Origin of the sequence: Reyranella sp. (assembly GCF_044224635.1) — a bacterium.
In the GTDB taxonomy this organism is placed as follows: Bacteria; Pseudomonadota; Alphaproteobacteria; order Reyranellales; family Reyranellaceae; genus Reyranella.
The window spans coordinates 1-26,079 of sequence record NZ_JBGAKA010000063.1 but is presented as its reverse complement, the minus strand read 5'-3'; the positions used below and the strand labels follow the sequence as shown (position 1 = coordinate 26,079).

At 67.2% G+C, this 26,079-nt stretch carries 26 protein-coding genes; 9 read left to right on the top strand and 17 right to left on the bottom strand.

The window, feature by feature from the left end; genetic code table 11:
• Positions 1-174 precede the first annotated feature (174 nt).
• The gene (gene pcaG / locus ACILR9_RS34085; protein ID WP_395714445.1) at positions 175-738 is read right to left on the bottom strand and encodes a protocatechuate 3,4-dioxygenase subunit alpha; all 564 of its coding nucleotides are present in this window, start codon (positions 736-738) and stop codon (positions 175-177) included.
• 4 nt (positions 739-742) lie between these two features.
• Positions 743-1,438 (bottom strand): protocatechuate 3,4-dioxygenase subunit beta, encoded by a 696-nt coding sequence (pcaH, locus tag ACILR9_RS34080; protein WP_395714444.1) that lies wholly within the window; start codon positions 1,436-1,438, stop codon positions 743-745.
• 453 nt (positions 1,439-1,891) lie between these two features.
• Between pcaH and ACILR9_RS34075 the strand changes: the two genes are divergently transcribed.
• Positions 1,892-2,923, top strand: a complete 1,032-nt coding sequence (locus ACILR9_RS34075; protein ID WP_395714443.1) for a C-terminal binding protein — start codon at positions 1,892-1,894, stop codon at positions 2,921-2,923.
• Between the two features lie 207 nt (positions 2,924-3,130).
• Here the strand turns inward: ACILR9_RS34075 and ACILR9_RS34070 are convergent, their stop codons facing one another.
• From ACILR9_RS34070 to ACILR9_RS34045, 6 genes are all read right to left on the bottom strand, one after another.
• Entirely contained in the window at positions 3,131-3,556 is a 426-nt protein-coding gene (locus ACILR9_RS34070; RefSeq protein ID WP_395714442.1) for a type II toxin-antitoxin system HicB family antitoxin, read from the bottom strand.
• Positions 3,556-3,735, bottom strand: coding sequence for a type II toxin-antitoxin system HicA family toxin (locus tag ACILR9_RS34065; RefSeq protein ID WP_395714441.1), 180 nt, complete (start codon positions 3,733-3,735; stop codon positions 3,556-3,558). Before ACILR9_RS34065 ends, ACILR9_RS34070 begins: the two co-directional genes overlap by 1 nt.
• 212 nt (positions 3,736-3,947) lie before the next feature.
• Positions 3,948-4,127 carry a hypothetical protein gene (locus tag ACILR9_RS34060; RefSeq protein ID WP_395714440.1) on the bottom strand — a complete coding sequence of 60 codons (180 nt, stop codon included), beginning with the start codon at positions 4,125-4,127 and terminating at the stop codon, positions 3,948-3,950.
• Positions 4,128-4,134: 7 nt separating this feature from the next.
• A complete protein-coding gene (locus tag ACILR9_RS34055; protein WP_395714459.1) occupies positions 4,135-4,587 on the bottom strand; it encodes an NAD(P)-dependent oxidoreductase in 453 nt (150 codons plus the stop codon).
• Positions 4,584-5,012: a type II 3-dehydroquinate dehydratase gene (locus ACILR9_RS34050; protein WP_395714439.1), complete on the bottom strand. Its 429-nt coding sequence runs from the start codon at positions 5,010-5,012 to the stop codon at positions 4,584-4,586. The genes ACILR9_RS34055 and ACILR9_RS34050 overlap by 4 nt, the downstream gene beginning before the upstream one ends.
• Positions 5,009-5,437, bottom strand: a complete 429-nt coding sequence (locus ACILR9_RS34045) for a nuclear transport factor 2 family protein (RefSeq protein ID WP_395714458.1) — start codon at positions 5,435-5,437, stop codon at positions 5,009-5,011. Before ACILR9_RS34045 ends, ACILR9_RS34050 begins: the two co-directional genes overlap by 4 nt.
• 186 nt (positions 5,438-5,623) lie before the next feature.
• Between ACILR9_RS34045 and araD the strand changes: the two genes are divergently transcribed.
• The 3 genes from araD (at position 5,624) to ACILR9_RS34030 (ending at position 9,632) form a co-directional block, all read left to right on the top strand.
• Positions 5,624-7,366 carry an L-arabinonate dehydratase gene (araD, locus tag ACILR9_RS34040; protein WP_395714438.1) on the top strand — a complete coding sequence of 581 codons (1,743 nt, stop codon included), beginning with the start codon at positions 5,624-5,626 and terminating at the stop codon, positions 7,364-7,366.
• Between the two features lie 7 nt (positions 7,367-7,373).
• Positions 7,374-8,639: a 3-phosphoshikimate 1-carboxyvinyltransferase gene (locus tag ACILR9_RS34035; protein WP_395714437.1), complete on the top strand. Its 1,266-nt coding sequence runs from the start codon at positions 7,374-7,376 to the stop codon at positions 8,637-8,639.
• Between the two features lie 276 nt (positions 8,640-8,915).
• Positions 8,916-9,632, top strand: a complete 717-nt coding sequence (locus ACILR9_RS34030) for a ribonuclease activity regulator RraA (protein WP_395714436.1) — start codon at positions 8,916-8,918, stop codon at positions 9,630-9,632.
• An 85-nt stretch (positions 9,633-9,717) separates the two neighbouring features.
• Here ACILR9_RS34030 and hpxZ read toward each other — a convergent pair whose 3' ends face one another.
• The 8 genes from hpxZ to ACILR9_RS33990 all read right to left on the bottom strand — a co-directional run bounded on the left by hpxZ (position 9,718) and on the right by ACILR9_RS33990 (position 17,577).
• Positions 9,718-10,116, bottom strand: coding sequence for an oxalurate catabolism protein HpxZ (gene hpxZ, locus ACILR9_RS34025; protein ID WP_395714435.1), 399 nt, complete (start codon positions 10,114-10,116; stop codon positions 9,718-9,720).
• Between the two features lie 14 nt (positions 10,117-10,130).
• On the bottom strand, positions 10,131-11,513 hold the full coding sequence (locus tag ACILR9_RS34020) for an AtzE family amidohydrolase (protein WP_395714434.1): 1,383 nt from the start codon (positions 11,511-11,513) through the stop codon (positions 10,131-10,133).
• Positions 11,510-11,698, bottom strand: a complete 189-nt coding sequence (locus ACILR9_RS34015) for a DUF4089 domain-containing protein (protein ID WP_395714433.1) — start codon at positions 11,696-11,698, stop codon at positions 11,510-11,512. Before ACILR9_RS34015 ends, ACILR9_RS34020 begins: the two co-directional genes overlap by 4 nt.
• A 13-nt stretch (positions 11,699-11,711) precedes the next feature.
• Positions 11,712-12,668 (bottom strand): ABC transporter ATP-binding protein, encoded by a 957-nt coding sequence (locus ACILR9_RS34010; protein ID WP_395714432.1) that lies wholly within the window; start codon positions 12,666-12,668, stop codon positions 11,712-11,714.
• Positions 12,665-13,633 (bottom strand): ABC transporter ATP-binding protein, encoded by a 969-nt coding sequence (locus ACILR9_RS34005; RefSeq protein ID WP_395714431.1) that lies wholly within the window; start codon positions 13,631-13,633, stop codon positions 12,665-12,667. The genes ACILR9_RS34010 and ACILR9_RS34005 overlap by 4 nt, the downstream gene beginning before the upstream one ends.
• A complete protein-coding gene (locus ACILR9_RS34000) occupies positions 13,630-14,475 on the bottom strand; it encodes an ABC transporter permease (protein WP_395714430.1) in 846 nt (281 codons plus the stop codon). The genes ACILR9_RS34005 and ACILR9_RS34000 overlap by 4 nt, the downstream gene beginning before the upstream one ends.
• A gap of 175 nt (positions 14,476-14,650) precedes the next feature.
• Positions 14,651-15,664 (bottom strand): ABC transporter permease, encoded by a 1,014-nt coding sequence (locus ACILR9_RS33995; RefSeq protein ID WP_395714429.1) that lies wholly within the window; start codon positions 15,662-15,664, stop codon positions 14,651-14,653.
• A 311-nt stretch (positions 15,665-15,975) separates the two neighbouring features.
• On the bottom strand, positions 15,976-17,577 hold the full coding sequence (locus tag ACILR9_RS33990) for an ABC transporter substrate-binding protein (RefSeq protein WP_395714428.1): 1,602 nt from the start codon (positions 17,575-17,577) through the stop codon (positions 15,976-15,978).
• Positions 17,578-17,822: 245 nt separating this feature from the next.
• Here ACILR9_RS33990 and atzF point away from each other — a divergent pair, with 245 nt between their 5' ends.
• The 3 genes from atzF to ACILR9_RS33975 all read left to right on the top strand — a co-directional run bounded on the left by atzF (position 17,823) and on the right by ACILR9_RS33975 (position 22,328).
• On the top strand, positions 17,823-19,610 hold the full coding sequence (gene atzF / locus ACILR9_RS33985; protein WP_395714427.1) for an allophanate hydrolase: 1,788 nt from the start codon (positions 17,823-17,825) through the stop codon (positions 19,608-19,610).
• Between the two features lie 159 nt (positions 19,611-19,769).
• Positions 19,770-20,519 carry an SDR family oxidoreductase gene (locus tag ACILR9_RS33980; protein ID WP_395714426.1) on the top strand — a complete coding sequence of 250 codons (750 nt, stop codon included), beginning with the start codon at positions 19,770-19,772 and terminating at the stop codon, positions 20,517-20,519.
• 234 nt (positions 20,520-20,753) lie between these two features.
• Positions 20,754-22,328: an ABC transporter substrate-binding protein gene (locus ACILR9_RS33975; protein ID WP_395714425.1), complete on the top strand. Its 1,575-nt coding sequence runs from the start codon at positions 20,754-20,756 to the stop codon at positions 22,326-22,328.
• A 9-nt stretch (positions 22,329-22,337) separates the two neighbouring features.
• On the opposite strand, the gene ACILR9_RS33970 is transcribed toward ACILR9_RS33975, so the two are convergent.
• A complete protein-coding gene (locus ACILR9_RS33970; RefSeq protein ID WP_395714424.1) occupies positions 22,338-23,432 on the bottom strand; it encodes an alpha-hydroxy acid oxidase in 1,095 nt (364 codons plus the stop codon).
• Positions 23,433-23,606: 174 nt separating this feature from the next.
• Here ACILR9_RS33970 and ACILR9_RS33965 point away from each other — a divergent pair, with 174 nt between their 5' ends.
• Together ACILR9_RS33965 and ACILR9_RS33960 are read left to right on the top strand one after the other, a co-directional pair.
• The gene (locus ACILR9_RS33965) at positions 23,607-23,873 is read left to right on the top strand and encodes a hypothetical protein (protein ID WP_395714423.1); all 267 of its coding nucleotides are present in this window, start codon (positions 23,607-23,609) and stop codon (positions 23,871-23,873) included.
• Between the two features lie 42 nt (positions 23,874-23,915).
• Positions 23,916-25,826, top strand: coding sequence for an ABC transporter substrate-binding protein (locus ACILR9_RS33960; RefSeq protein ID WP_395714422.1), 1,911 nt, complete (start codon positions 23,916-23,918; stop codon positions 25,824-25,826).
• The last annotated feature ends 253 nt before the right edge of the window (positions 25,827-26,079 follow it).

The window sequence follows — 26,079 nt, the reverse complement described above, 5'->3', positions numbered from 1 at the left end:
GATCGGTGCAAGCGTGGACGACGAATCCAGCGAGCGCGGTTTTCCACGGACGAGATCATATTCTTCCGGGCCGCGAGCGTCTCGTTCTCCCGGGCCGCGAGCGTCTCGCTCGCTTATGAATCCGCGCGAGCGAGACGCTCGCGGCCCGGAAGACATGATCTGACCGGCAAGCGCCTAAATGTCGAAGAACACCGTCTCCTGCGGGCCGCCGAGATGGATCGGCAGGTGCCAGACCCCCTCGCCGTTGCGCCGGGCGATCAGGGTGCCGCGGCGCGCCGGCTCGACCAGGTTGAGCACCGGGTCCTCGGCCAGCGCCGCGTCGCCGTCGAAATAGAGTCGTGTCGCAAGACGGTTGAGAACGCCGCGGGCGAACACCGAGACGTTGACGTGCGCGGCCTGCAGGCCGCCGGCGGGCCACGGCACGCGGCCCGGCCGCACCGTGCCAAAACGCGCCACGCCCTTGGCGTCGGTCGAGGCCCGGCCGAAGCCCTCGAAGCCGGCATCGAGCGGCAGGTTGCGGCGATCGTCGGGATGGTTGTAGCGGCCGTGGCTGTTGGCCTGCCAGATCTCGAGCACGCCGTCGGGCACGACGGCGCCCTCGACGTCGTGCAGCGACAGCGCGAGCGCGACGCGCTCGCCGGCGACGCCGGGCGCCGCCAGCTCGGCATGACAAGTCTTGACCAAGGTGCCCCAGTAGAATGGCCCGACGGTCTGCGACGGGGTCAGCCCGCGGCTCATGGCGCTACTCCATCGGCGTGGCGTCGCGGCCACGCAGCACGATGTCGAAGCGGTAGGCGAGCGCCCATTCGGGTTGGGTCGCGTCCATGTCGAAGGCGGCCTGCAGGCGCTCGCGCGCGCCTTCGGGCACCGACTTGTAGATCGGATCGAACGCCAGCAGCGGGTCGTTGGGGAAATACATCTGGGTGATCAGGCGCGTGGCGAAGCCCGGCCCGAACAGCGAGAAATGGATGTGCGCCGGCCGCCACGCATTGTGATGGTTCTTCCACGGATAGGCGCCAGGCTTGATGGTGACGAAGCGATAGCTGCCCCCGGCATCGGCGCGGGCGCGACCGCCGCCATAGAAATTCGGATCGAGCGGCGCGTCGTGCTGATCGCCGGGATGATGGTAGCGGCCGGCGGCATTGCACTGCCAGATCTCGACCATGGCGTTGGGCACCGCCTTGCCGTCCTCGTCGAGCACGCGCCCGTGCACGATGATGCGCTCGCCCAGCGGCTCGGCCATGCGCTGGCGCGTCAGGTCGTTCTCCAGGGCATCGAGACGCTCGCCCTGCAGCAGCGGGCCGGTGATCTCCGACAGGCTGTGCGGCAGCACGATCGCGGGCTTGCCGGGCGAGCGGCCGGGCGTCGACTTGTAGGCATCGAACCGGTTGGGCGGATGCTGGCCGGCGGAGGGCCGGCGATAGGTTCCCTCGTTCATGCCGTCAGTCTAGAGCACATTTCGTCCGGCTGGAATCGGCCAGCGACGAGGCTGCACGGCATTCGCAATGGCAGCACGCCTTTCATTCTCCTCCCCGGCTGTGCTGGGGAGGTGCCCCGTCATGCGGGGCGGAGGGGATCGAGCGGAACCGTGTTCTGCACCGCGCGAGGGTTCATCAGGGAGAGGCCGGTCAGCAGGGCTGGCCCGCGCCGGCCCGCACCGCGCACATTGGCTGAAATGGTTGCGGAAGGTCACGCCCTCGCCGCACAGCCGGTCGATGTTGGGCAGCTTCAGGCAGGTCGCGCCGAGCTTGGGCAGCATCGGGCCGCGCACCGGTCGACCACGATCAACAGGACATTCTTCACCGCTTGCATGCCGGATCACCGTGATTGAGCGCGCGGAACCGCGCCGGATTGCGCTAGAGTGCCGCGAAATTCGCGGAGGAGACAACACGTGAGCCGTTTCAAGATCGTGACGACCGGCCCCGGCGGCACCGACCATTCGCTGGAAATGGAGACCCTGAGCGCGATCGGCGCGGAGATCGTCGAGGTGAGCGGCGGCGACGACGAGCTCGCCAAGGCAGTGGCCGACGCCGACGCCATCTACGCCAAGGGCCGGCCGCGCATCACCGCCAAGGTGATCGAGGCGGGCCGCAAGCTCAAGGTCGTGTCGCTGGGCAGCGTCGGCGTCGATTCGGTCGACGTCGATGCGGCGACCAGGCTCGGCATTCCGGTCACCAATTGCCCCGATACCTTCATCGAGGAGGTGGCCGACCATGCCATGACCCTGATCCTGGGGAGCTGGCGGCGCCTGGTGGTGCAGGACCAGATGGTGCGCAAGGGCGAATGGACGAAGGCGCGGCCGATGCTCTACCAGTTCCCGCGCCTGCGCGGCATGACGCTGGGCTTCGTCGCCTTCGGCCACGTCGCGCGCGCGGTCGCCAGGCGCGCCGCGCCGTTCGGCTTCAACATGCTGGCCTACGATCCCTACATCGAGGAGCTGGTGATGGCGGAGTACGGCGTCGAGCCGGTCGGCCTCGACGAGCTGATGCAGCGCTCCGATATCGTCAGCATGCACGCGCCAGGCACCAAGGACGCCCACCACCTGCTGAAGGAGAAGCACTTCCGGCAGATGAAGAAGACGTCGCTGTTCGTGAACACCGGCCGCGGCTCGACGGTCGACGAGGCGGCGCTGATCAAGGCCCTGCAGGAAGGCTGGATCGCCGGCGCCGGCCTCGACGTGCTCGAGACCGAGCCGGTCGGCCACAACAACCCCCTGCTCGGCATGGACAACGTCACCCTGACGGCCCACGTCGCCTCGGCCTCGGACCGCTTCGACAAGGCGCGCCGCCGCCGCGTCGGCGCCGAGCTCTCGCTCGTGCTGTCCGGCAAATGGCCGCGCGCCTGCGTCAACCCCTCGGTGCTCGAGAAGTCGAGCCTGGTGCGCTGGCAGCCCTTCTCGATGGAGCGCGGCCCGGGGAACTAGAGCGTTGCCGGGGGCGCGCCTTTCATTCTCCTCCCCAGCGACGCTGGGGAGGTGCCCCCGTAATCGGGGGCGGAGGGGTCATGGGCCCCAGTCCCGCTGCTCATGACCGCTCCGTCGCCGTAAGACGGCGACACCTCCCCAGCGACGCTGGGGAGGAGAGTGACGTCCGGGGGTCAGCGGAGGAAGTCTACGTCCGCTTCACGGCCATCAAGTCTTGCCGGTCGATGATCTCCTGCCACTGGTCGAGGATGACACGGTCAGCTGGGCAATCAGCCCACTGCGGCTTTGGCCTGTAGCCCGAGCCATATCGTCAAGCCTCTGCAGAACCCGTCTCGGCAGGGTAATGTTGACCCTCTCGGCCGTGTCGTCGAAGTACGTATCCTCGAGCTCGATGAGCCCGACCGCCCATCCCTTGTAGCCGCGAAGCTTGCGGGCTGCCTGGAGACTCGACGGCGCCGGCACGGACACTCCCCGGTCCAAGGCCGCATCGATCCACGCCGCTGCCGCCTCCTTGGCCGCCTCCACCGCTTCGTCGAGCGTGTCGCCGGCAGAGAAGCAGCCCGGCAGATCGGGAACCACGACCCCGAATGCCGTCGAATCGGTCCCCTCTTCAATGAGGATTGGATAACGCATCACAGACCTGCCTGTTTGCGGATTTTCGCGACCAGTCCCTTGCCGAGGTCCTTCTTCGGATGCGGCACGACAATTATTTCCGGTCGTGAGGGATGTCGAAAGACATGATGCGAGCCGCGCACGCGATCCAGGATCCAGCCGGCCTCGACCAGCTCGCGGATCAGATCCGCGCTCTTCATGGTGTGTATTATACACACCGATCCTTGGGCGTCAATCGACGGGCCCTACGTCGACCGCGCGCATCTCGATTGAACGCTTCTCGCGAATCGAGGCCAAGTTCATCGCTGGGGGCATCCTGAGCGCAGCGAAGGATCTCATCGCCAGCCGTAACGGCAGTGTGGTTCCGGCGATGAGATCCTTCGCTGCGCTCAGGATGACAGAAAGACGGGCGTCAGTGCCGCTTCAGCGTCTGCTGACGGTCGCGGATCGCGCTCTCGCACTCGGCGAGGCTCTCGAAGGGGCCGAGGACGACGCGGTTGCCGTCGTCGACGGCGTACCAGCCCGTCTCGGTGACGCGGTAGTCCTCGAGGTCGTCAGTGTGCACGTCGACAGCCGAGAGGTCCCTGGCCATCCAATGCCTAACCGCGGCGCGTCCAGCTCGCCAGATTGACAGCACCAGGCGACACCTTTCCCTCCACCAACGCTTCGACCTGCCGGACCGTATCGAAAGCCTGGCTTTCGCTGGCCGGTGGCGTCAAGCCGCCGATATGCGGGGTGGAGATCACTGTCGGCAGCCGCGCCAGCTCCGGGGACGGCATCCGGTCCGGCGCCCGTCCCACGTCCATGGCGGCGCCGGCGATGCGCCGCTCGGCCAGCGCTTTGGTCAACGCTGCTTCGTCGACGAGGTTGCCGCGCGACATGTTGATGAAGAAGGCGTCGGGCTTCATGCGGGCGAACGCCGCCGCGTTCATCAGGTTGTCGGTCTCCTCGTTGGCAACGGCGAGGCAGATGACGTAGTCGGCGCGACCGAGCAGATCATCGAGCGGCAGCTTGTCGAAGCGCTGATCGTCGACCGGGGTACATGCCGTCAGCCGTTGCCCCGGTCGCGCAGCCCGCGCAGGGCGAGCGCATAGCCGGCGATGCCGAAGCCGGACACCGTGCCCAGGCAGGCCGTCGCCACGTCGGACGTCGTGCCGCGCCGCGCCGGGTTGGAGATATGGACCTCGACCGTCGGGAAGCCGACGTTGCCGATGGCGGCGACGAGCGCCGGATAGCCGCGCGTGAAGCCCGCGGGATTGATGATGGCGCCGGTGAAGCCTTCGTCGTGCGCCGCGTACAGGCGGTTGATGACCTCGCCCTCGATGTTGGAATGGAATATCTCGACCTCGACGCCGAGCTTCGCGGCGAAGCCGCGGATTCTGTCATCGTACTCGAGCAGGGTCATCGGGCCGAAGATCTCCACTTGCGACTTGCCGCGCATGTTCATGCCGGCACCGTGGATGACCAGAAACTTCATGGTGCGGGGGTCTCCTGATAGAGCACGCTCCACCACCTGCCGCTGCGCCGGACATAGGTGTTGGACGACATCACCTTGCAGGTCGTCGCCTTGCCGTCCTTGACGCCGCTCGCGTAGGTCACGCGATAGAACAGCGTCACGACATCGGGCATCCAGACCTTGATCTCGCCGCCCGAGTCGTAGGCGATGCTGTCGAGCCGGAAGTCGGGCATGAACTTCAGGAACTGGGGCTTGTCGAAGCGGGTGCCGTCGCTGAAGATCTGCAGCCCATCGTCGGCCATGTAGTCCTTCATGCCGGCGATGTTCTTGTCCTTGACGAACTGCCAGCTCTCCTTCTCGAGGTCCATCAGGGTCTTGAGCAGGGCCGCCGGATCGGCCGATTGTGCCGCAGCGCCGGACGACCAGGCCGCCGCCACGGCGGCCATGGCGAACAAGGCCCGTCTTCGCGCAAACAGTCTCCTTCCAGCAATCATTCCCCCAACCCCTTTCAGCAAAGTCGATGACCCGCAGGGCCCGATCGCGCATGATGCGGCGCTCGTGTCCCATCACACCTACCACACCCGCAACGGCCCGTAACCGCCCGGGCGATGGCCGCCGCCGGAGGAAAACGAATGAGCCCCGCCAAGAGGAAAGCCGCCGCCGACCTGCGCAGCGCCCGCTGGTTCGCGCCCGACGACCTGCGCGCCTTCGGCCATCGCTCGCGCGCCATGCAGATGGGCTACGCGCCGGAGGACTGGGTCGGCCGGCCGGTCATCGCCATCCTCAACACCTGGTCGGAAGCCCAGCCCTGCCACATGCACTTCAAGAGCCGGGTCGACGACGTCAAGCGCGGCATCCTGCAAGCCGGCGGCTTCCCGATGGAGCTGCCGGCGCTGTCGCTGTCGGAAAGCTTCCTCAAGCCAACCACCATGCTCTACCGCAACCTGCTCGCCATGGACGCCGAGGAGCTCTTGCGCGGACATCCCGTGGACGGCGTCGTGCTGATGGGCGGCTGTGACAAGACCACCCCTGCCCTGCTGCTCGGCGCCATCAGCGTGAACCTGCCGGCGATCTACCTGCCGGCCGGCCCGATGCTGCGCGGCAACTGGAAGGGCAAGGTGCTGGGCTCGGGCTCCGACGCGTGGAAATACTGGGACGAGCGCCGTGCCGGCAGGATATCCGATTCCGACTGGGTCGACGTCGAGGCCGGCATCGCCCGCAGCTACGGCACCTGCATGACCATGGGCACCGCCGCCACGATGATGGCGATGGCCGAGACGCTGGGCATGAGCCTGCCGGGCGCCTCGTCGATCCCGGCGGCCGACGCCAACCACATCCGCATGGCCTCCGAGAGCGGACGGCGCATCGTCGACATGGTGTGGGAGGACCTGACGCCCAATCGCATCCTGACGCGCGAGGCGTTCCTCAACGCGATCACCGTGGCGATGGCGGTCGGCTGCTCGACCAACGCCATCATCCACCTGATCGCGCTGGCGCGGCGCGCCGGCCACGATGTCGGCCTCGACGATTTCGAGCGCGCCAGCCGCAAGGTTCCGGTGATCGCCAACATCCGGCCGAGCGGGACCACGTACCTGATGGAGGATTTCTTCTATGCCGGCGGCCTGCCGGCGCTGATGGCGCAGATCGAAGGCCATCTGCATCGCGATGCGCTGACGGTCACCGGCAAGACGCTGGCGGAGAACATCGAGGGCGCGGAGACCTACAACGACGACGTCATCCGGCCGGTCAGCAACCCGATCTATGCCGAGGGCGCGCTGGCGGTGCTGCGCGGCAACCTGGCACCGGACGGCTGCGTCATCAAGCCGAGCGCCTGCGCACCGCGCTTCCTGAAGCACATCGGCCCGGCGCTGGTGTTCGACGACTATCCGTCGATGAAGGCGGCGATCGATCGCGACGATCTCGACGTCACCGCCGATCATGTCCTGATCCTGCGCAATGCCGGCCCGCAGGGCGGGCCGGGCATGCCGGAATGGGGCATGCTGCCGATCCCGGGCAAGCTCGTGAAGCAGGGCGTGCGCGACATGGTGCGGATCTCCGATGCGCGCATGAGCGGCACCAGCTACGGCGCCTGCATCCTCCACGTCTCGCCCGAATCCTACATCGGCGGGCCGCTCGCCCTGGTGCGCACCGGCGACATGATCTCGCTCGACGTCGACAGGCGCACGCTCGACATGAACGTGTCGGAGGAAGAGCTCGGCCGGCGCCGCGCCGCCTGGAAGCAGCCCGAGCCGCGCTACGAGCGCGGCTATGGCTGGATGTTCACCCGCCACATCAAGCAGGCCAACGAAGGCTGCGACTTCGATTTCCTCGAGACGAGCTTCGGCGCCCCGGTGGCCGAGCCGTCGATCTACTGACGCCGCGATGCTGCCCGACCTGATCGAGATCGTCCCGCCCGAGCCCGGACGGGAGACGACGGTCGTCCTGCCCGGCTCCAAGAGCATCACCAACCGCGCCCTGATCCTGGCCGCCCTGGCAAGCCGGCCCGTGACGTTGCGCGGCGCCCTGTGGAGCGAGGACACGCAGGCGATGGTCGAGTGCCTGGAGCGGCTGGGCTTTCCCAGTCGCGTCGAGCCCGATGCGGCCGAGCCGGCCAACCGCACGATCACGGTCGCGGGACGCGGCGGCACGATTCCCAATACAGGCACGCCCGGACAGCCGCTGGAGCTGTTCGTCGAGAACGCCGGCACGGCGGCGCGTTTCCTGCCGCCGCTGCTGTGCCTCGGCCACGGCAGCTATCGGGTGAGCGGCATCGCCCGCATGCACGAGCGCCCGCAGGCGGCGCTGGTCGGCGCCCTGCGCCAGCTCGGCTACCGCATCGACACGCCCAACGACCGCCTGCCGGCCGTCATTCACGGCACCGGGCCGCGCCACGGCGCGGCGTGCAGCGTCAGTGTCGCCGAGAGCTCGCAATTCGCGTCGGCCCTGTTGCTGAGCGCGCGCATCGGCGGCTGGAACGTCGCCGTGACCGGCGCCAACGAGGACGAGCTGCCCTATGTCGACATGACCCGCCGCCTGGTCGACGACTTCCCATGGACCGGCGGCAGCTACGACATCGAGGCCGACGCCTCAGGCGCGAGCTACTTCTGGGGCGCCGACTGGCTGCTGCGCGACGGTGGCGGCCATGTCCGCGTCGAGCCCACGCCCCGGAGCGGCATGCAGGCCGACCAGAAGTTCCTCGACCTGATCGCCCGGAAGCCGTGGCGTCCCAGCTATTCGCGCCGTACCGACCTGGCCGACAGCATCATGACCGCGATCGTGCTGGCGCCGTTCGCCTCGGCGGCCACGGCGTTCACCGATCTCGGCCGCTTGCGAGTCCAGGAATGCGAGCGCGTGAAGGCGTTGCATGCCGAGCTCGCCAAGTGCGGTGCGCTCGTCGAGGAGAGGGGCGACACGCTGGTCATCCAGCCCGGTACCTTGCAGGGCGCCGAGATCGAGACCTACAACGACCACCGCGTCGCCATGTGCTTCGGCATGCTGGGCCTGCGCGTTCCCGGCATGCGGCTGCGGCAACCCGCCTGCGTGCGCAAGACCTTCCCCAATTTCTTCGCCAAGCTCGCCGAGCTCGGCGCCGTGATCAGGGATCCGGCCAGCGGCACGGCTCTCGCGGGCGAGGCGCTGCTGGCGTAGCGCGTGATGTTCGTAAATTGCATCGCCAGAGGGCCCCTCCTCAGAGTCTGTGAATGTATTGCGAGGCCGCTCGTATTTCTTGTCATCCTGAGCGTAGCGAAGGATCTCATCGCCAGAAGTTTCAATGCACACTTGTGGCACACGGCGATGAGGTCCTTCGCTGCGCTCAGGACGACAGGAAGGTGATCCTGCGGCCGCTCCTCAGGGTGAGGCCATTCTTTGGCGCTTCGACCAAGCAAGATGATGCTCTAGAAGGCAAGACGAGAGGAAATCGCCATGACGTTGAAGCCCGAAACCCGCGACAAGCTGCGCTCGGTCAGCACGCCTACCGTGGCGACGGCGCTGTTCAAGCGCGGCTTTCGCAACCAGGCGATCCAGGGCGTGCGGCCGCTGTCGCCCGTCGAACCCTCGATGGTCGGGCCGGCCTACACCCTGCGCTACATGCCGGCACGCGAGGATCTCAACAAGCTCGAGGTGTTCCGCGACCGCGGCCATCCGCAGCGCAAGGCGATCGAGGACTGCCCGCCCGGCGCCGTGCTGGTGATGGACAGCCGCAAGGACGCGCGCGCGGCGTCGGCCGGCTCCATCCTGGTGACGCGGCTGATGAAGCGCGGCGTCGCCGGCGTGGTGACCGACGGCGGCTTCCGCGACTCGGCCGACATCGCCCGTCTGGGATTCCCGGCCTATCACCAGCGGCCGAGCGCGCCGACCAACCTCACCCTGCACCAGGCGATCGACATCAACGTGCCGATCGGCTGCGGCGACGCCCCGGTGTTTCCCGGCGACATCATCCTGGGCGACAATGATGGTGTCATTGTAATTCCCGCGGGCCTGGTCGACGAGATCGCCGAGGAGGCGGTCGAGATGACGGCCTACGAGGACTACGTCGCCGAGCAGGTCACCAGCGGCCAGGGCATCTACGGCCTCTACCCGCCGACCAACGAGCAGTCGCTGAAGGATTTCGCGGCCTGGCGGAAGCTCAACGGGCGGTGACTCATGGCCGGGAGCGCGCCACTCGGCGGTGCTCGCGGGTCGTGCGATCAAGGAGAAGAGCGCCACGGAGTGGCGCGCTCAAGGATCACGCCTTCATCGGCGTTGCCTCGCCGAGCAGCGAGACGTGGGCGGCGACAATGCGCCAGCCGTCGGGCGTGCGCATCCAGGTGTGGCTCTGGCGGCCGGTGCGGTTGCCGCCATGGCGGCGGAACTCGCAGTTGGCGGTGCCGAAATCGCGGCCGTAGGTGACGATCCACACCTTCAGAAGGTCACGGTTGACGACGAAGCCGGGATCGCGGCCGGCGCGGAAGGCGGCGATCTGGTCGTGGCCATAGAGCTGCTCGCCGACGCCGTAGCGCAGCGTGTACGGGCTCTTCCAGAACAGCTCGTCGAGCACGGCGACGTCGTTGCTGTTCAAGGCCCTTTCGTAGTGCTCGAAGGCCGCCGTCACCTCGGCCACCACCTCGGGGATGTTGATGTCCATGTCGCGCGTCCTCGTCACGCCGGCGGGGCGCTGGCGACGCCCTGCTTCTCGAGCGCGCGCGCCACGCGCAGCGCCGCCGCCTCGTTGTAATGGTTGGCGATGATCTGCACGCCGATCGGCAGGCCGCCCGGGCGCTGCAGCGGCGCCACCACCACCGGCAGGCCGATGAACGAGATCGGCTGGGTGAACAGGCCGAGATTGGCCCGCACCGGCAGCTCGGCGCCGCCCAGGGTCATCATCACCTGGCCGAGCCTGGGCGCGGTGCATGGCGTCGCCGGTGCCAGGATGATGTCGACCTCGCCGAACAGCTTCTGGACGTTGGCGCGATAGCGCCGCCGGAAGCGCTGCGCCTTGACGTACCACGACCCGGGCAGCAGTGCGCCGGCCATGAAGCGCTCGCGCGTGTCGGGGTCGAAATCCTGCGGCCGCGACTTGAGCCGCGGCAGGTGAAGCTGGCCGCCCTCGATCGCGGTGATGACGTAGGCAGCGGAGCGCGCGGCGGCAGCTTCGGGAATGGTGATCTTCCGCGTCGTCCCGAGCGCCTTGGCCACCGTGGCCACGGCCTCCAGGGCTTCGGGTTGCGCGCCGCGCTCGAAATAGTCGCCGGCGACGGCGATGCGCAGGCCGTTGATGCCCTCGAGCAGAGCCGGCACGGTCGGCTCGGCCGCCCGATCGGTGCACACCGGATCGTCGGGATCCCAGCCCTGCATGGCGTCGAACGACAGTGCGAGGTCGTCGACCGACCGGGCAAGCGGGCCGAGATGATCGAAGGCGTCGACGAAGGGATAGGATCCGGCGCGGCTCAGCCGGCCGTAGGTCGGCTTCAGGCCGAACAGCCCGCACAGCGACGCCGGCACGCGGATCGAGCCGTTGGTGTCGGAGCCGAGCGCGATCGGCACCTCGCCTGATGCCACGGCAGCGCCCGAGCCGCCCGACGAGCCGCCCGTCATGCACGAGGGATCGCGCGGATTGCGCGACGGGCCGTAATGCGCGTTCTCGCCGGTGAAGTCGTAGGCGTACTCGCCCATGTTGAGGCCGCCGACCAGGATCGCGCCGGCCGCCTCGAGCTTGCGGATCAGCGAGCCGTCGCGCGTCGCGATCGGCCCGTCATTGTTGATCTTCGACCCGGCGCGCGTCGGGTGGCCCTTGATGTCGAACAGGTTCTTGACCGCGAACGGCACGCCCAGCATCGGCCCGCGATGCAGGCCGCGATCGATCTCGACGGCGCGGATGCGCGCCCGCTCGGCGATGACATCGGTGAAGGCGTTGACGGTGGGCTCGGCGGCCGCGATGCGCGCCAGGGCGGCGTCGACAACGGCCAGTGCCTTGACCTTGCCCGCCATCACGGCGCCGGCGATCTCGGTCGCCGTCGCCTGCTTCGACAGGGGATCGCTCATGGCCGGAACACCGGCGCCGGCGTGAGCTCGTCGTCGAGGTCGACGTCGAGCAGCGGCTGCGCGATGGCGAGCGAGCGCTCGTAGTTCACGATCACGTTGGCGCGATACTGCGCGGCAATTGGCAGCCCCAGGGCCTTGGCCGCCTCGTCGACCAGGCGACCGATATCCGGCTTGTCATCAGCCACGTTCCCAATCTCCCTATGCGAAGTGGCAGGCAACCTGCCTTGCCGGACCCACCGTGCGCAAGACCGGCATTTCGGACGAGCAGCGCGGCTCGCCCCTGGGACAGCGGCCATAGAAGCGGCACACCGTCGGATCGGGGTCGATCGGGCTGCGCGGCTCGCCGCTGAGGCGCAGGCGGCCGATCCTCTTGTCGGGGTCGGCCTGCGGGATCGCCGAGATCAGCGCCCGCGTATAGGGATGCTTCGGTCCGGCGAAAATCTCGGCCGCCGGCCCCTGCTCGACGATCTTGCCGAGATACATCACCAGCACGCGGTCGCACAGCAGGTGGACGACATTGAGGTCGTGGCTGACGAACAGGTAGCTCATGCCGAGCTCCTGCTTGAGCCGCAGCAGCAGCTGCAGGATCACGACCTGCACCGAAACGTCGAGCGCCGCCGTTGGCTCGTCGAGGATCAGCAGCTCGGGCTCGACGGCGATCGCGCGCGCGATGCCGACGCGCGCCTTCTGGCCGCCCGAGAGCTGGTGCGGGAAGCGGGTCAGAAGGTCGCGCGGCAGGCCGGTCATGTCGGCGAGCTTGTCGACCCGTTCGCGCAGCGTCGCGCCCGACATCTTCCTGAGGCGGCGCAGCGGATCGGCAATGGCGTCGGCCGCGGTGTAGCGCGGATTGAGCGAATCGCCGGCATCCTGGAACACCATCTGGATGCGCTTGCGGTTGGGATTGCCGGCGAAGTCCCGCGCCTTCATGTCGGCAAGCTCGGTGCGCGCCAGCCGGATGCTGCCCGACGTCGGGTCGAGCAGGCGGTTGATGAGTCGCACCAGTGTGGACTTGCCGCAGCCCGATTCGCCCACCAGGCCGACCGTCTCGCCGCGGCCGATCGTCAAGGTGACCTCGTCGACGGCATGCAGCAGGCGCTTGTTGCCGACCGGGAACCGCTTGACCAGCTCGGCGATGTCGAGCAGCGCCTCGCTCATAGCGGATTCCAGCAGGCGACCATGTGGCGCTCGCCCAGCTCGCGGCGCGGCAAGGGACGGGCGCAGTCGCCGCCGAGACGCTCGCAGCGGCCGCTGTAGCGGCAGGCCGGCAGGTCGCTGCGCCGCAGATCGGGCAGGCCGCCCGGAATGGACGCCAGGTCGGCGAGCGACGCCGTCTCGCCTGGCGTCGCCGCCAGCAGCTTGGCCGAATAGGGATGGCGGGGATGGCTGAACAGCGCGCGGCCGGGCGCGGTCTCGACGATGTGGCCGGCATGCATGACCACGATGCGATCGCAGTGCTCCGCCGCCAGGGCGAGATCGTGCGTGATGAAGATCGTCGCCATGCCGGATTCGTGCGCGAGCTCGCCGATCAGGTCCATGATCACGGCCTGGGTGGTGACGTCGAGGCCGGTGGTCGGCTCGTCGGCGATCAGCAGGGCCGGCCGGCAGGCGAGCGCGATGGCGATCATGATGCGCTGGCACATGCCGCCCGACAGCTCGAACGGATAGGCTTCGGCGCGCCGCTCGGGATCTGGGATGCGGACCTTCTTCAGCATCTCGATTGCGGCGCGCGGCGCCTCGGTCGAGGTCGCGCCGCCATGGCGCACCAGCACGTCGGCGATCTGCTGGCCGACCCGGCGGATCGGGTTCAGCGCCGTGCGCGGGTTCTGGAAGATCATCGACAGCTCGCGGCCGCGCTGCTCGGCGAGATCGCGCTCGCTCATCGCCAGCAGGTCGGAGCCGCCGAACATCGCCCGGCCCGCAGTCACGCGCCCCGCCGGGTCGAGGATGCCCATGACGGCGAAGGCGGTGACGGACTTGCCCGAACCGGACTCGCCCACCAGGGCGATGGTCTCGCCCTTGTCGACCGCGAAGCCGACCTTCTCCAGCACCTTGACCGTGCCCGAGCGGGTGCGGAACTCGACCGACAGATCCTCGACGGCGAGCGCGGGGATCGCGGTCATGTCCGCTGCCTCGGGTCGATGATGTCGCGCAGGCCGTCGCCCAGCAGGTTGAAGCAGAACACCGCCAGCATGAGCGCCGCGCCGGGGAACAGCGCGATCCACCATTCGCCGCTCTGGATGAAGTTGGCGCCCTCGGCGACCATGATGCCCCATTCCGGCGCGGGGGGCCGCACGCCGAGGCCGATGAAGGAGAGGCCGGCCGCGTTCAGGATGGCGTAGCCCATGGTGAGCGACATCTGCACCATCATGATGGGCATGATGTTGGGCAGCACATGGCCCAGCACGACCCTCGCCTCGCCGTTGCCCGAGAGGCGGGCGGCTTCGATGAAGCCGGCGTCGCGCCGCACATTGGCTTCGGCGCGGGCGACGCGGGCGTAGAGCGGGAAATTGATGATCGCCGTGGCGATCACGATGTTGATCACCTCGTTGCCGAGGGCGGCGACGATGCCCATCGCCAGCACGAACAGCGGAAACGCCATGATGGTGTCGGCGAGCCGGCCGACCACGCGATCCGTCCAGCCGCCGAAATAGCCCGCCGCCACGCCCGACAGGGCGCCGAGCAGGAAGGCCAGGACGACGGAGGCGAAGGCGATCGAGAGATCGAGCCGCGTCGCCACCAGCACGCGGCTGAAGATGTCGCGGCCGAGCTGATCGGTGCCGAACCAGTGCGCCGCCGACGGCGGCTTCAGCGCCATCGCGGCATTGCTCTGCAAGGGGTTGTAGGGCGCCAGCAGCGGCCCGAAGATCGCCGCGACCAGGAACAGCGCGAACAGGCCGAACGCCAGGCCGGTGACCGGATTCTCCGACAGCACGTAGCGGGCGTGGCGCAGCAGGGGGATCATGTCTTTTCCCTCCTCCCCAGCTTCGCTGGGGAGGTGTCGGCGTCTGCGCCGACGGAGGGGTCATGAGCGTCAGTGGTGGTGCCCATGACCCCTCCGTCGCCGTAAGACGGCGACACCTCCCCACGCAAAGCGTGGGGAGGAGAATGAGAAGAGCGCCCCGTCGCGCCGCCCACTATCAGCTGTCCAATCGGACCCGCGGATCGACCACGCCGTACAGGCAGTCGATCGCGAGATTGAGGGCGACGTAGAGCAGCGCCATGGTGAGCACGAAGCCCTGGACCGGCGCGTAGTCCGAGGTGATCAGCGCGTTCACCGCATAGAGCCCGATGCCCGGCCAGGCGAACACGGTCTCGACCAGCACGTTGGCGCCGAGCAGGAAGGAGAAGACCATGCCGAGCGTGGTGATGACCGGCAGCACGGCGTTGCGGAAAGCATAGGTGAACACGACGGTCCGGGGCGCCAGGCCGCTCGCCCGCGCGGTGCGGATGAAGTCGCTGCCCAGCACCGAGAGCATCGAGCCGCGGGTCATGCGGGCGAGCGGCGCCAGGGAGAAGATCGCCATCGAGACCGCCGGCAGCGCGAGCTGGCGCAAAGCGCCCCAGAACGCCTCCATGTTGCCGGTGAGGGCGGAGTCGATCAGGTAGAAGCCGGTGATGTGAGTGGGCGGCGACAGAAAGACGTCGAGCCGCCCGGTCGGCGCCGGCGCGATCTGCAGCACGTAATAGAAGAGATAGGCGAACAGCAGGCCGGTGAAGAACACCGGCAGCGACACGCCGGCCGTGGTGACGATGCGGCACAGATGGTCGATCCAGGTGCCCTGCTTCACCGCGGCCAGCACGCCGAGCGGGATGGCGATGCAGACCGCCAGGATCAGCGCGGCCAGGGTGAGCTCGCCCGAAGCCGGCAGGCGCGTGGCGATCTCGGTCACGACCGGCTGGCCGGTGCTGAGCGAGCTGCCGAGATTGCCGTGAGCCAGGTCGCCGATATAGGCGACGAACTGCTCCGGCAGCGACTTGTCGAGGCCGAGCTTGGCGCGGATCTCGGCGATCGCCTTCGGGCTCGCCGCCAGCCCGGCGAAATAGGCCGCCGGGTCGCCGGGCAGCAGGCGCGTCAGCATGAAGGTGACGATGACGACGCCGACCAGGCTCGGGATCGCCGTCGCCAGCCGCGACAGCAGCATCCTCAGCATGGGCACAGCTCATGCTGACCGAGCCAAAGGGAGACCTCACCCTGAGGAGACCGCCCCTCGAGTTCCCTCGGGATAAACTCCGCGGCCGTCTCGAAGGGTCGGATCACAGGCCGTGCTCGACCCCATCCTTCGAGACGCCGCGCTGCGCGCGGCTCCTCAGAGCCTGCGACTTTTTCGGCAAGCCCCCTGAGCATGCGGCGAGCGCGGCGAGGGACCTTTCCTTTCTCCATCGCATCGCCGAAGACGATGACGCCGAAAAAGTCACAGGCTCTCAGGATGTGGACTTCTCGATCATCGTGCACCCGCACCCCTCACCCCTTCACGAGCTGGCGGTAGTCGAGCTGGCGGTGGAACCAGTAGCGGTAGCCGGTGATGTTCTTCTGCATCGCCACGTTGAGCAGCGGCTGGTAGATCGGCACGCGCGGCACTTCCTCGAAGGCCATGTCGATGAAGCCCTTCACCGCCGCATCGTACTCGGGGCCCGTGGTGAAGCGCGCCTTGTCGATCAGCACGTCCATCGCCGGGTTCTTGTAGCCCATCGTGTTGAACACGGCGTTCTGGCCGTGATAGCACCAGAAGAAGAAGTACTCCGGATAGTTCAGCCAGCCGCCGAAGGCGTTGGTGATCATCGGCATGTTCTTCTTCAGGAGCTCGCCGCGCCAGTTGGCGCCGGGCACCTTGTTGATCGTGGTCCTGACGCCGATCTGCGCTAGGCTCTCCTGCACCAGCACGGTGAGCGGCTCGTTGGTGCTGGCGAGACCGAGATCGAACGACAGGGTCGTCTCGAAGCCGCTGCCGTAGCCCGCTTCGGCCATCAGGGCCTTGGCCTTGGCGATGTCGGTCTTGTAGCCGTCCTTCTGCGGCCAGTAGACGCCCTTGAACTTGTTGTCGGCGCCGCCGTAGAGCGGGATCGCCTGGCCGAACAGCACCGAGTCCATGATCTGCTGGTAAGGCAGCGCCCACGCTACCGCCTGCCGAACCTTCACATTGTCGAACGGCTTCTGGTTGACGTTCATGCCGAGATACATCATCGCGTTCTCGATCGGCGTGCCGATCACGGTGAGCTTCGGCGAGCTCCTGAGCTCGGAGAAATCCTTCGACGGCAGGTCGAACGACAGGTCGGCGTCGCCGCGCTCGAGCAGCGCGCGCCGGTTCCCCGCCGACGGGATGATGCGCATGATGACGCGCTTGACCTTGGGCAGCGGCCCGTTCTTCCAGTCGTCGTTGCGGGCGTAGACGACCTCCTGGCCGGGCTGCCAGCGCTCGACCTTGTAGGCGCCGCCCGAAGCATGGTTGTTCTTGCACCAGTCCATCGCCCACGGATCGGCCGCCGTCGCGTGCTTCTTGCACAGCTCCGAGTTCATGATCACCGGCACCGGCACGCCGATGTCGGGCATCGTGAGCTTGTCGGCGCGCAGGAAGTCGACCCGGAAGGTGTGGTCGTCGACGACCACGAACTGGTCGGGCTTCTCCAGCGAGCCCGCCGCCATCTGGAAGGTCGGGAAGCCGCCGACCGTGACGGCGCGGTCGAACGACCACTTCACGTCCTTGGCGGTGATCGGCGTGCCGTCGTGGAACTTGGCATCGCGGCGCAGCTTGAACGTCGCCGAGGTCGGCGTGACGTTCCACTCGGTCGCCAGCTCGGGCTCGAGCTTGGTGTAGTCGTAATGGTCGTTGCCATTGGCGTCCTTCTTGACGCCGTAGGTGATCAGCCGATCGTGGGTGTTCCACGACACCTCGTAGGCCGGCCGGTTGGCGCCGACGCCATGGATGTCCATCGAGTTGGGCGGGCTTTCGCCGACGATCAGCAAGGTCTCGTTGCGGGCCTGCGCCTTGGCCGCCGACCAGATTGCCGGTGCAGCCGTCGCCGCAGCACCGACGGCGGTGGTCTTGATGAAGCTACGGCGTTTCATTGTCAGTCCCCTGAGTTCCCAGACTCCCCGGTTCTCGAATGCAAGGACCGTGCCATGCTGCTCACGGCCGGGAGCGCGCCACTCCGTGGCGCTCATGCTCTTCCGGACCGCGTGAGCGCGTTCGTTTCGCGAGCCGCACAGAAGCGTCTCGCTCGCTCATTCTCCTCCCCAGCGAAGACGCTGGGGAGGAGAAGAGATTGTCACTGAGGGCTGATTTCAGGGCGCCGCTTGTCTACAAGCACGCCATGACGATGCTTCTCGACCTCGGCCTCCACGCCCTGCGCAACGCCTACCGCGCCGGTACGCTCGACGTAGCCCGCATGATCGAGGAGGTCCTGAAACGCATCGCCGTGTCCGGCGACGACAAGGTCTGGATCGCCCGCGCCCCGGACGTCGCGCTGCGCGCGGCGGCGCACCGGCTCGACGCCCACCGGAGCGAGCTCGAGCGCCTGCCGCTCTACGGCGTGCCGTTCGCGGTGAAGGACAATATCGATGTCGCCGGCCTGCCGACCACCGCCGCCTGCCCCGGCTTCGCCTACGAGCCCGGCGAGTCGGCCGCGACCGTGCAGCGACTGGTCGACGCCGGCGCCATCGTCGTCGGCAAGACCAACCTCGACCAGTTCGCCACCGGCCTGGTCGGCGTCCGTTCGCCCTACGGGGTGCCGCGCAATCCGTTCGACCCCTCGTTCGTGCCCGGCGGGTCGAGCTCGGGGTCGGCGGTCGCGGTCGCCGCCGGGCTGGTGAGCTTCTCGCTCGGCACCGATACCGCGGGCTCCGGCCGCGTCCCCGCGGGCTTCAACAACATCGTCGGGTTGAAGCCGACGCCCGGCCTGCTCAGCACGGCGGGCGTCGTGCCGGCCTGCCAGTCGCTCGACTGCGTCTCCGTCTTCGCGCTGTCCTGCGCCGATGCCGATGTCGTGCTGAAAGTGCTGGCCGAGCCGCACGCCTGCACGAGTACCGGCCCTGGCATCGGCCGGCATTTCCGCTACGGCGTGCTGCGCGCCCGCGACGCCGAGTTCTTTGGCGACGAGGCCTATGGCGCCCTCTACTCGCAGGCGATCGCGCGCCTCGAAGCGATGGGCGGCACGCCGGTCCAGTTCGACTACGCCCCCTTTCGCGAGGCGGCGCAGCTGCTCTATGGCGGTCCGTGGGTCGCCGAGCGCACCGCCGCGGTCGGCGCCTTCATCGAGGCCGCGGACGATGGCGCGGAGGTCTGGCCGGTCACGCGCGACATCGTGCTGGGCGGCCGCGACTACAGCGCCGTCGACGTCTTCGAGGGCCAGTACGAGCTTGCCGAGTTGAAGGCGCGCGCCCAGGCGGAAATGGCCGGCCTCGATTTCCTCGCCTTGCCGACCGCCGGCACGATCTACCGCGTCGCCGACCTCGAGCGCGAGCCGGTGCTGTTCAACGCCCATCTCGGGCACTACACCAACTTCGTGAATTTCTTCGGCCTGTCGGCACTCGCCCTGCCGGCGGGATTTCGGCCGGACGGCATGCCGTTCGGCGTCACCCTGGTCGGCCGGCCCCGAGCCGAGCGGGCGCTGCTGGCGTTCGGCGCGCGCTGGCAGCGCGCGGTGCCGCTTCCGCTCGGCAGGACGACCAGCCGGTTGCCGCCGCCGGGCGACGATCCCGTGGTTGCGGAGGACCGCATCCCGGTCGCCGTCGTCGGGGCGCACATGAGCGGCCTGCCGCTCAACGGCCAGCTTGTCGAGCTCGGTGGCCGTCTCGAATCGGCAGGAAGCACCGCGCCGCTCTACCGCTTCTATGCCCTGCCGGACGGTCCGCCGCAGCGACCCGGCTTGTTGCGCGTCGCCGAGGGCGGCGCCGCGATCGAGCTCGAAGTGTGGAGCCTGCCGGCGACCGCCGTTGGTGCCTTCCTCCGCAAGATCCCGGCGCCGCTGGGCTTGGGCACAGTGAGCCTCGCCGACGGATCGACCGTCACCGGCTTCCTGTGCGAGAGCCACGCGACCGCAGGCGCGCGCGACATCACCGCCCTGGGCGGATGGCGCGCCTACCTGAAATCGCTCGACTGACCCCAAGCGGACACGAGCTGCCGATTGCCGGGAACGCGGAACTCCACGAAGTCGCCGAAAAGGGTAATCCTCGCAAAGCAGCATCGACGTCCCGCCGCCCTCGCGCCACTTCAACCGGCAGGCATCGGTCTGCTAGGGTCGGCCGTCCAGGAGGAACGCATGTCAAAGATCGCGATCGTAACCGGCGCAGGCAGCGGCATCGGCCGTGCCTCGGCGCTCGCCCTGCTCCATGTCGGCTACAAGGTGGCCCTCGCCGGCCGCCGCAAGGACGCGCTGGAGGAAACGGCCAAGCTCGCCGGCAACAATACCCCGAATGCCTTGGCGGTGCCGACCGACGTCACCAAGCGCGACGACATCGTGGCGCTGTTCGCCAAGGTGAAGGCGACCTGGGGCCGGCTCGATCTGCTGTTCAACAACGCCGGCGGCGGCGCCCCGCCGGTGCCGCTCGAGGAGCTGCCCTACGAGACATGGCTCTCCGTCGTCTCGGCCAACCTCACCGGCCCGTTCCTGTGCACCCAGGAAGCCATGAAGATCATGAAGGACCAGAAGCCGCGCGGCGGGCGGATCATCAACAACGGCTCGATCTCGGCCCATGCGCCACGGCCGTTCTCGGTCGCCTACACCTCGACCAAGCACGCCATCACCGGCCTCACCAAGTCGACCTCGCTCGACGGCCGCGCCTACGACATCGCCTGCGGCCAGATCGACATCGGCAACGCCGTGACGCCGATGACCGAACGCATGACCAAGGGCGTGCTGCAGCCCAACGGCACCACCGTGGCCGAGCCGCGCATGGACGTGAAGGCGGTAGCCGACGCCATCGTCTACATGGACAGCCTGCCGCTCGACGCCAACGTGCAGTTCATGACCGTGATGGCGACCAAGATGCCGTTCGTCGGGAGAGGGTAGCCACCTCATTCTCCTCCTATGAAAATCGGAGCGGACACCGCCCCGATTTTCTCAGCATCGTGGTGCGCGCCGGCGTGCTGGGGGGCTCCCCAGCGTCTCCGCTGGGGATTCTTGCGGTCGTCGCGTAGGCGTAACCAGGGAATCGCTGTTGTGCGGGGCTGGCGCGCCTGCCACAGTTTCATAGCTCATGCGTTGGGTCGAGTTGCGTTGTCTCCAATGACCATGGAGAACGACATGAACAGGCGACAGCTTACGCGTTTGCTTCTCGTTGCGTTTGCGTTGCTGGTGAATGCCGTGCCGGCTCGGGCCGAGACGGTGCTGCGCGTCGTCATGAACTCGGATCTCAAGATCGTCGATCCGATCTGGAGCGGCGCGTACGTCACGCGCGACCACGGCTACATGATCTACGACACCTTGTTCGCCACTGACGCGAACGGTGAGATCCGGCCCCAGATGGTCGACCGCACGGAGATTTCGTCCGACGGCCTCACCTATACCTTCACCCTGCGCGACGGATTGACGTGGCACGACGGCCTGCCGGTAACCGCCGAGGATTGCATTGCTTCGATCCAGCGCTGGGCCTCGCGCGACGCCGTGGGCCAGAAGCTTATGGCTATCGTCGCTTCCATGACAGCCCGCGACCCGAAGACCTTCGAGCTGCAGCTCAAGGAGCCGAGCGGGCTCGTGTTGCCGGCCCTGGGCAAGCCGGATGTCAACGTGCCCTTCATGATGCCCAAGCGCATCGCCCAGGCACCGGGCAATACCCAGATCACCGACACCATGGGATCGGGTCCGTTCATCTTCAGACGCGATCTGTGGCGGCCGGGCCAGATTGCCGTCTACGTGCGCAACCCCGACTACAAGCCGCGGGACGAGCCCGTCTCGCGGCTCGCCGGCGGCAAGCGCGCCCTGGTCGACCGGATCGAATTGCTTGCCATGTCCGACCATCAGCAAGCCATCAATGCGCTGCTTGCGGGCGAGATCGACTTCATCGAAGCGCCGCCTTTCGACCTGCATCGCCTGCTCGAGCGCGATCGCAATATCCAGATGTTGACGCTCAGCCCGGTCGGCAGCCAGAACGTCTTCCGCATCAACCATCTGCACAAGCCGTTCGACAACCCCGGCATCCGCCAGGCGCTCTGGTACGCCTTCAACCAGGAGGATTTTCTCAAGGCCGTGGTCGGCGATCCGGCCAAGTACAAGGTCTGCAAGGCGCTTTTCATCTGCGGCACGACCTATGCCTCAGAGAAGGGCACGACGGGACGCCTGGACTCGAACTTCGACAAGGCCAGGGCGCTCCTGAAGGAGGCCGGTTACGATGGAACGCCGGTCGTCCTGCTGCAGTCGAGCGATCTGTTCTGGCAGACCAACCTCGCTCCCGTTGCCAAACGCCTGATGGAGCAGGCCGGCTTCAAGGTCGACATGCAGGCGATGGATTGGCAGAGCATCGTCATCCGCGCCGCCAAGAAAATCCCGCCGGAAGCGGGCGGCTGGAATGCCTATCTCGTCTCGCCGTCGGCGATGGGCCTCGTCAACCCGGTCTCGAACATCATCCTGAACTCTTCCTGCGAGAAGGCGCTGAGCGGCTGGCCCTGCGATCCGGAGATGGAGAAGCTGCGTGACCAGTTCGCGCGCGAAACCGATCCGACGAAGCTGAAGGAAATCGCCGACGCCGCGCAGCTACGCGCGTTCGAATGGACGCCCTACGTCCATCTCGGCGAATGGCGCCTGATCTCCGCCGCGCGCAAGAACGTCACAGGCTTCATATCCGCCGGTCCCACCGTATTCTGGAACGTCGAGAAGAAGTGACTTCCCGGCTCAGTAACCCTCGTCGTGGAGATTGAGCAGCGGGAAGGCGCTGTGCACGCCGGGCAGGTTGGTCGGCATGGCCGGCGCGATGTAGCTCTTGTCGAGCTGCGCCAGGCTGGTGACGCCCAGCAGGCCCATGACCTCCCTCATCTCCTCCTCGAGCAACTCGATCACCCGCTCGATGCCGGCGGCGCCGGCGGCGGCGAGGCCATAGCAATAGAGGCGGCCCATGCCGACCCAGTCGGCGCCGAGACAGATCGCCTTGACGATGTCGCTGCCGCGGCTGAACGAGCCGTCGACGCCGATCTTCGCCCGTCCCGCCACGACCTCGACGATCTCCGGCAGGACGGCCGTGGAGCCACGGCCATGATCGAGCTGGCGACCGCCGTGATTGGAGCAATACACCGCCCACACGCCATGACGGCAGGCGATCTCGGCATCCTCGGCTGTCCCGATTCCCTTCAGCATGAACTTCACGTCGGGGAACTTGTCCTTCACGCGCTTGAAATTCTCCCACGAGAAGGCCGCCTGGTGATCCTGCCCCGTCGCCGCGGTGCGCCACGACTTGACGAAGCGCTTGGCGATGTCGCGCTCGCGCCGCGAATAGACCTGGGTGTCGACGGTGATGCAGAAGGCGTCGTAGCCGGCGTCCATCGCCTGCTTGACCCGGTCGGCCACCCACTTGTCGTCGCCACGCACATAGAGCTGGTAGATCTTCGGCCCGGCGCCGCCCTTGACGATGTCCTCGAGCTTCAAGGTCGTCACCGAGCTGATCAGCATGGTGACGCCGCCGGCCCCTGCCCCCTTGGCGACCGTGATCCCGCCGCCCGGCTCGAACGATTCGAGCGAGCCGACCGGCGCCAGCATCACCGGGATGCGGATCTTGCGGCCGAGGATTTCCGACGACGGGTCGATCTTCGAGACATCGCGCAGCACGCGAGGCTTGAAGGCGATCGAATCGAGCGCCATGCGGTTGCGCCGCAGCGTCGTCTCGGTCTCGGTGCCGCCGATCAGGTAATCCCAGATATTCGGGTTGAGCCTGATCTTGGCCGCCTTGACGATCTCGTGCAGCGTTGCGAATTCGTTCTCCAGCCCGCTCGACATGCTTCCCCCGCCGGTCCAATGAGCGGTTCTTGCGCGTCCCATCGCTGGCGTCAACGAAGGCCGTTCGCAACGCAGCCGGCGGCGCTGGAGCAACGTCCGATCTGGTCGAACCCGTCCCGCTCATGCTCTTGGTCTTCCGGACCGCAGGCGTCACATCCGCGATCCAGGAAGTGCTTGCAATTCATGGGTATGAGCGAGCGGGACGCCCGCCGTCCGGATGAGCATGACGCCACCGCGGGCGGAGGTTACTCCGTCCGGCCCCCTTCGATCGCTGCTGACATGGATTCCGGATGTCTGAATCTTGGATTAATTAAGGCGCCGTGTGAATCCGCGGCGCAACGCCTGCGTCAAGTTGGCGTTGTGCCAACACCATTGACGCTGAACCTGTTCAACGATTTCATCTACCGTGATACGAACGGCAGAGTTGCGCTGGTGGACTGATCCGGCGCCAAGAAGCTGAATGACACAGCAGGGCAGGCAGACATGAAGCGACGCGTTCTTACCAAGGCTTTCCTTTTCAGCATGATCATGGGACCGGCGTTCGCCGCCGATCCGCTGCCGACGCTGCAAGAGACGCCGATGCTCGTCGACCAGGTGAAATCGGGCGCACTGCCGCCGATCGACCAGCGCGTTCCCCGGCAGCCTTGGGTGGTCACGTATTTCGCCGGCGGCGACGGGCCGGGCAAGCAAGGCGGCCAGATCAACATACTGGTGGCCAGCGCCCGCGATACGCGGCTGATGACGATCTACAGCTACACGCGCCTCATCGTCCACGACGACAAGTTCAAGCTGAAGCCGGACATCCTCGGGAGCTACGAGGTCAAGGAGGATCGCGAGTTCACCTTCCACTTGCGCGAAGGCCACAAATGGTCCGACGGCCAACCCTTCACCACCGAGGATTTCCGCTTCTTCTGGGAAGACGTCGCCAACAACAAGGAGCTTTCCCCGTCCGGCCCGTCGGTCGAGCTGCTGGTCGACGGTGAGCCGCCCAAGGTCGAGATCATCGACGCCCGCACGATCAAGTACACTTGGGAAAAGCCCAATCCCTACTTCATCGAAAGCCAGGCCCGCGCCGCGCCGCTGTTCCTGTTCCGCCCGGCTCACTACTTGAAGAAGTTCCACGCCAAGTACACCTCGCCCGAGGACATCGCGAAGTCGGGCAAGGGCGGCCAGCAGGGCGGGAGCTGGGTGCAGATCTACCGGCGCCACGACGTGATGTACGCCAATGACAATCCCGACCTGCCGTCGCTCAATCCCTGGGTGAACACGACGGTATCGCCGGCCCAGCGTTACGTGTACGTGCGCAACCCCTTCTACCACCGCATCGACGCCAAGGGTCAGCAGCTGCCCTATATCGATCGCGTGATCTTCACCCAGGCGGCGACCAACCTGATACCGGCCAAGGCCGGTCTCGGCGAGGCGGATCTGCAGCCGCGCTATCTCAACATGCGCGACTACACCTTCCTGCAGAAGAGCGCCAAGAGCTCGGGCGTCGACGTCCGGTTGTGGGAATCCGGCTCGGGCTCGCAGATCGCGCTCTACCCCAATCTCAACGCCAACGACGAGGAATGGCGCAAGCTGATGCGCGACGTGCGCTTCCGCCGCGCGCTGTCACTCGCCATCGATCGCGACGAGCTGAACCAGGTCGTCTATCTCGGCCTCGCCAAGCCGGGCAACAACACGATCATGGAGCGCTCCGAGCTGTTCAAGCCGGAGTACGCCAAGAAGTGGGCGCAGTACGATCCCAAGCTCGCCAACAAGCTGCTCGACGAGATCGGCCTCACCAAGCGCGATTCGCAGGGCATCCGGCTGCTGCCCGACGGCCGCCCGGCGACCATCGTGGTCGAGAACGCCAGCGAGGAGACCGAGGACGCCGACGCCCTGCAGCTGATTGCCGAATTCTGGAAGAAGGTCGGCATCAAGATGCTGACCAAGCCGCAGACCCGCGAGAATTTCCGCCTCAGGACCTTCTCGGGCGAGGCGATCATGACGGCGTTCGCCGGCGTAGTCACCGCGGTGCCGACGCCCAATACCAGCCCGCGCGAGTTCGCGCCGACCATGCAGGGCGGCCTGCAATGGTCGCGCTGGGGCATGTTCGTCGAATCGAAGGGCCGCCAGGGCGAGAAGTGCGAGCTCGAAAGCGCCTGCAAGCTGCTCGACTATGTCCGCGAATGGGAGACCGCGAGCGACGTAGAGGGACGCCGCAAGGCATGGGAGAAGATTCTGAGCGCCAGCGCCGACGAGGTGTTCTCGATCGGGACGGTGAACGGCATCCGCCAGCCGATCGTGGTCGGCCCCAAGATCCGCAACGTGCCCAAGGAAGGCTACTACGCCTGGGATCCGGGCGGATACATCGGCCTCTACCAGCCCGACACCTTCTGGATCGCGCAGTAGGCTTCATCCTCCTCCCCGGCTTCGCCGGGGAGGTGTCGCCGTCATACGGCGACGGAGGGGTCATGGGCATCACCACTGACGCTCATGACCCCTCCGTCCGCGATGACGCGGACACCTCCCCAGCTTCGCTGGCTAACTTGAGCACAGATGTTGCGCTGCGAGATGGTAACCATCAGCGATAGCGTAGAAGCGTTCGAGTCCGTCGCGCATAGTGATGGGGCCATTTGATTTGTCACTTTGGTATCCGGTCCAT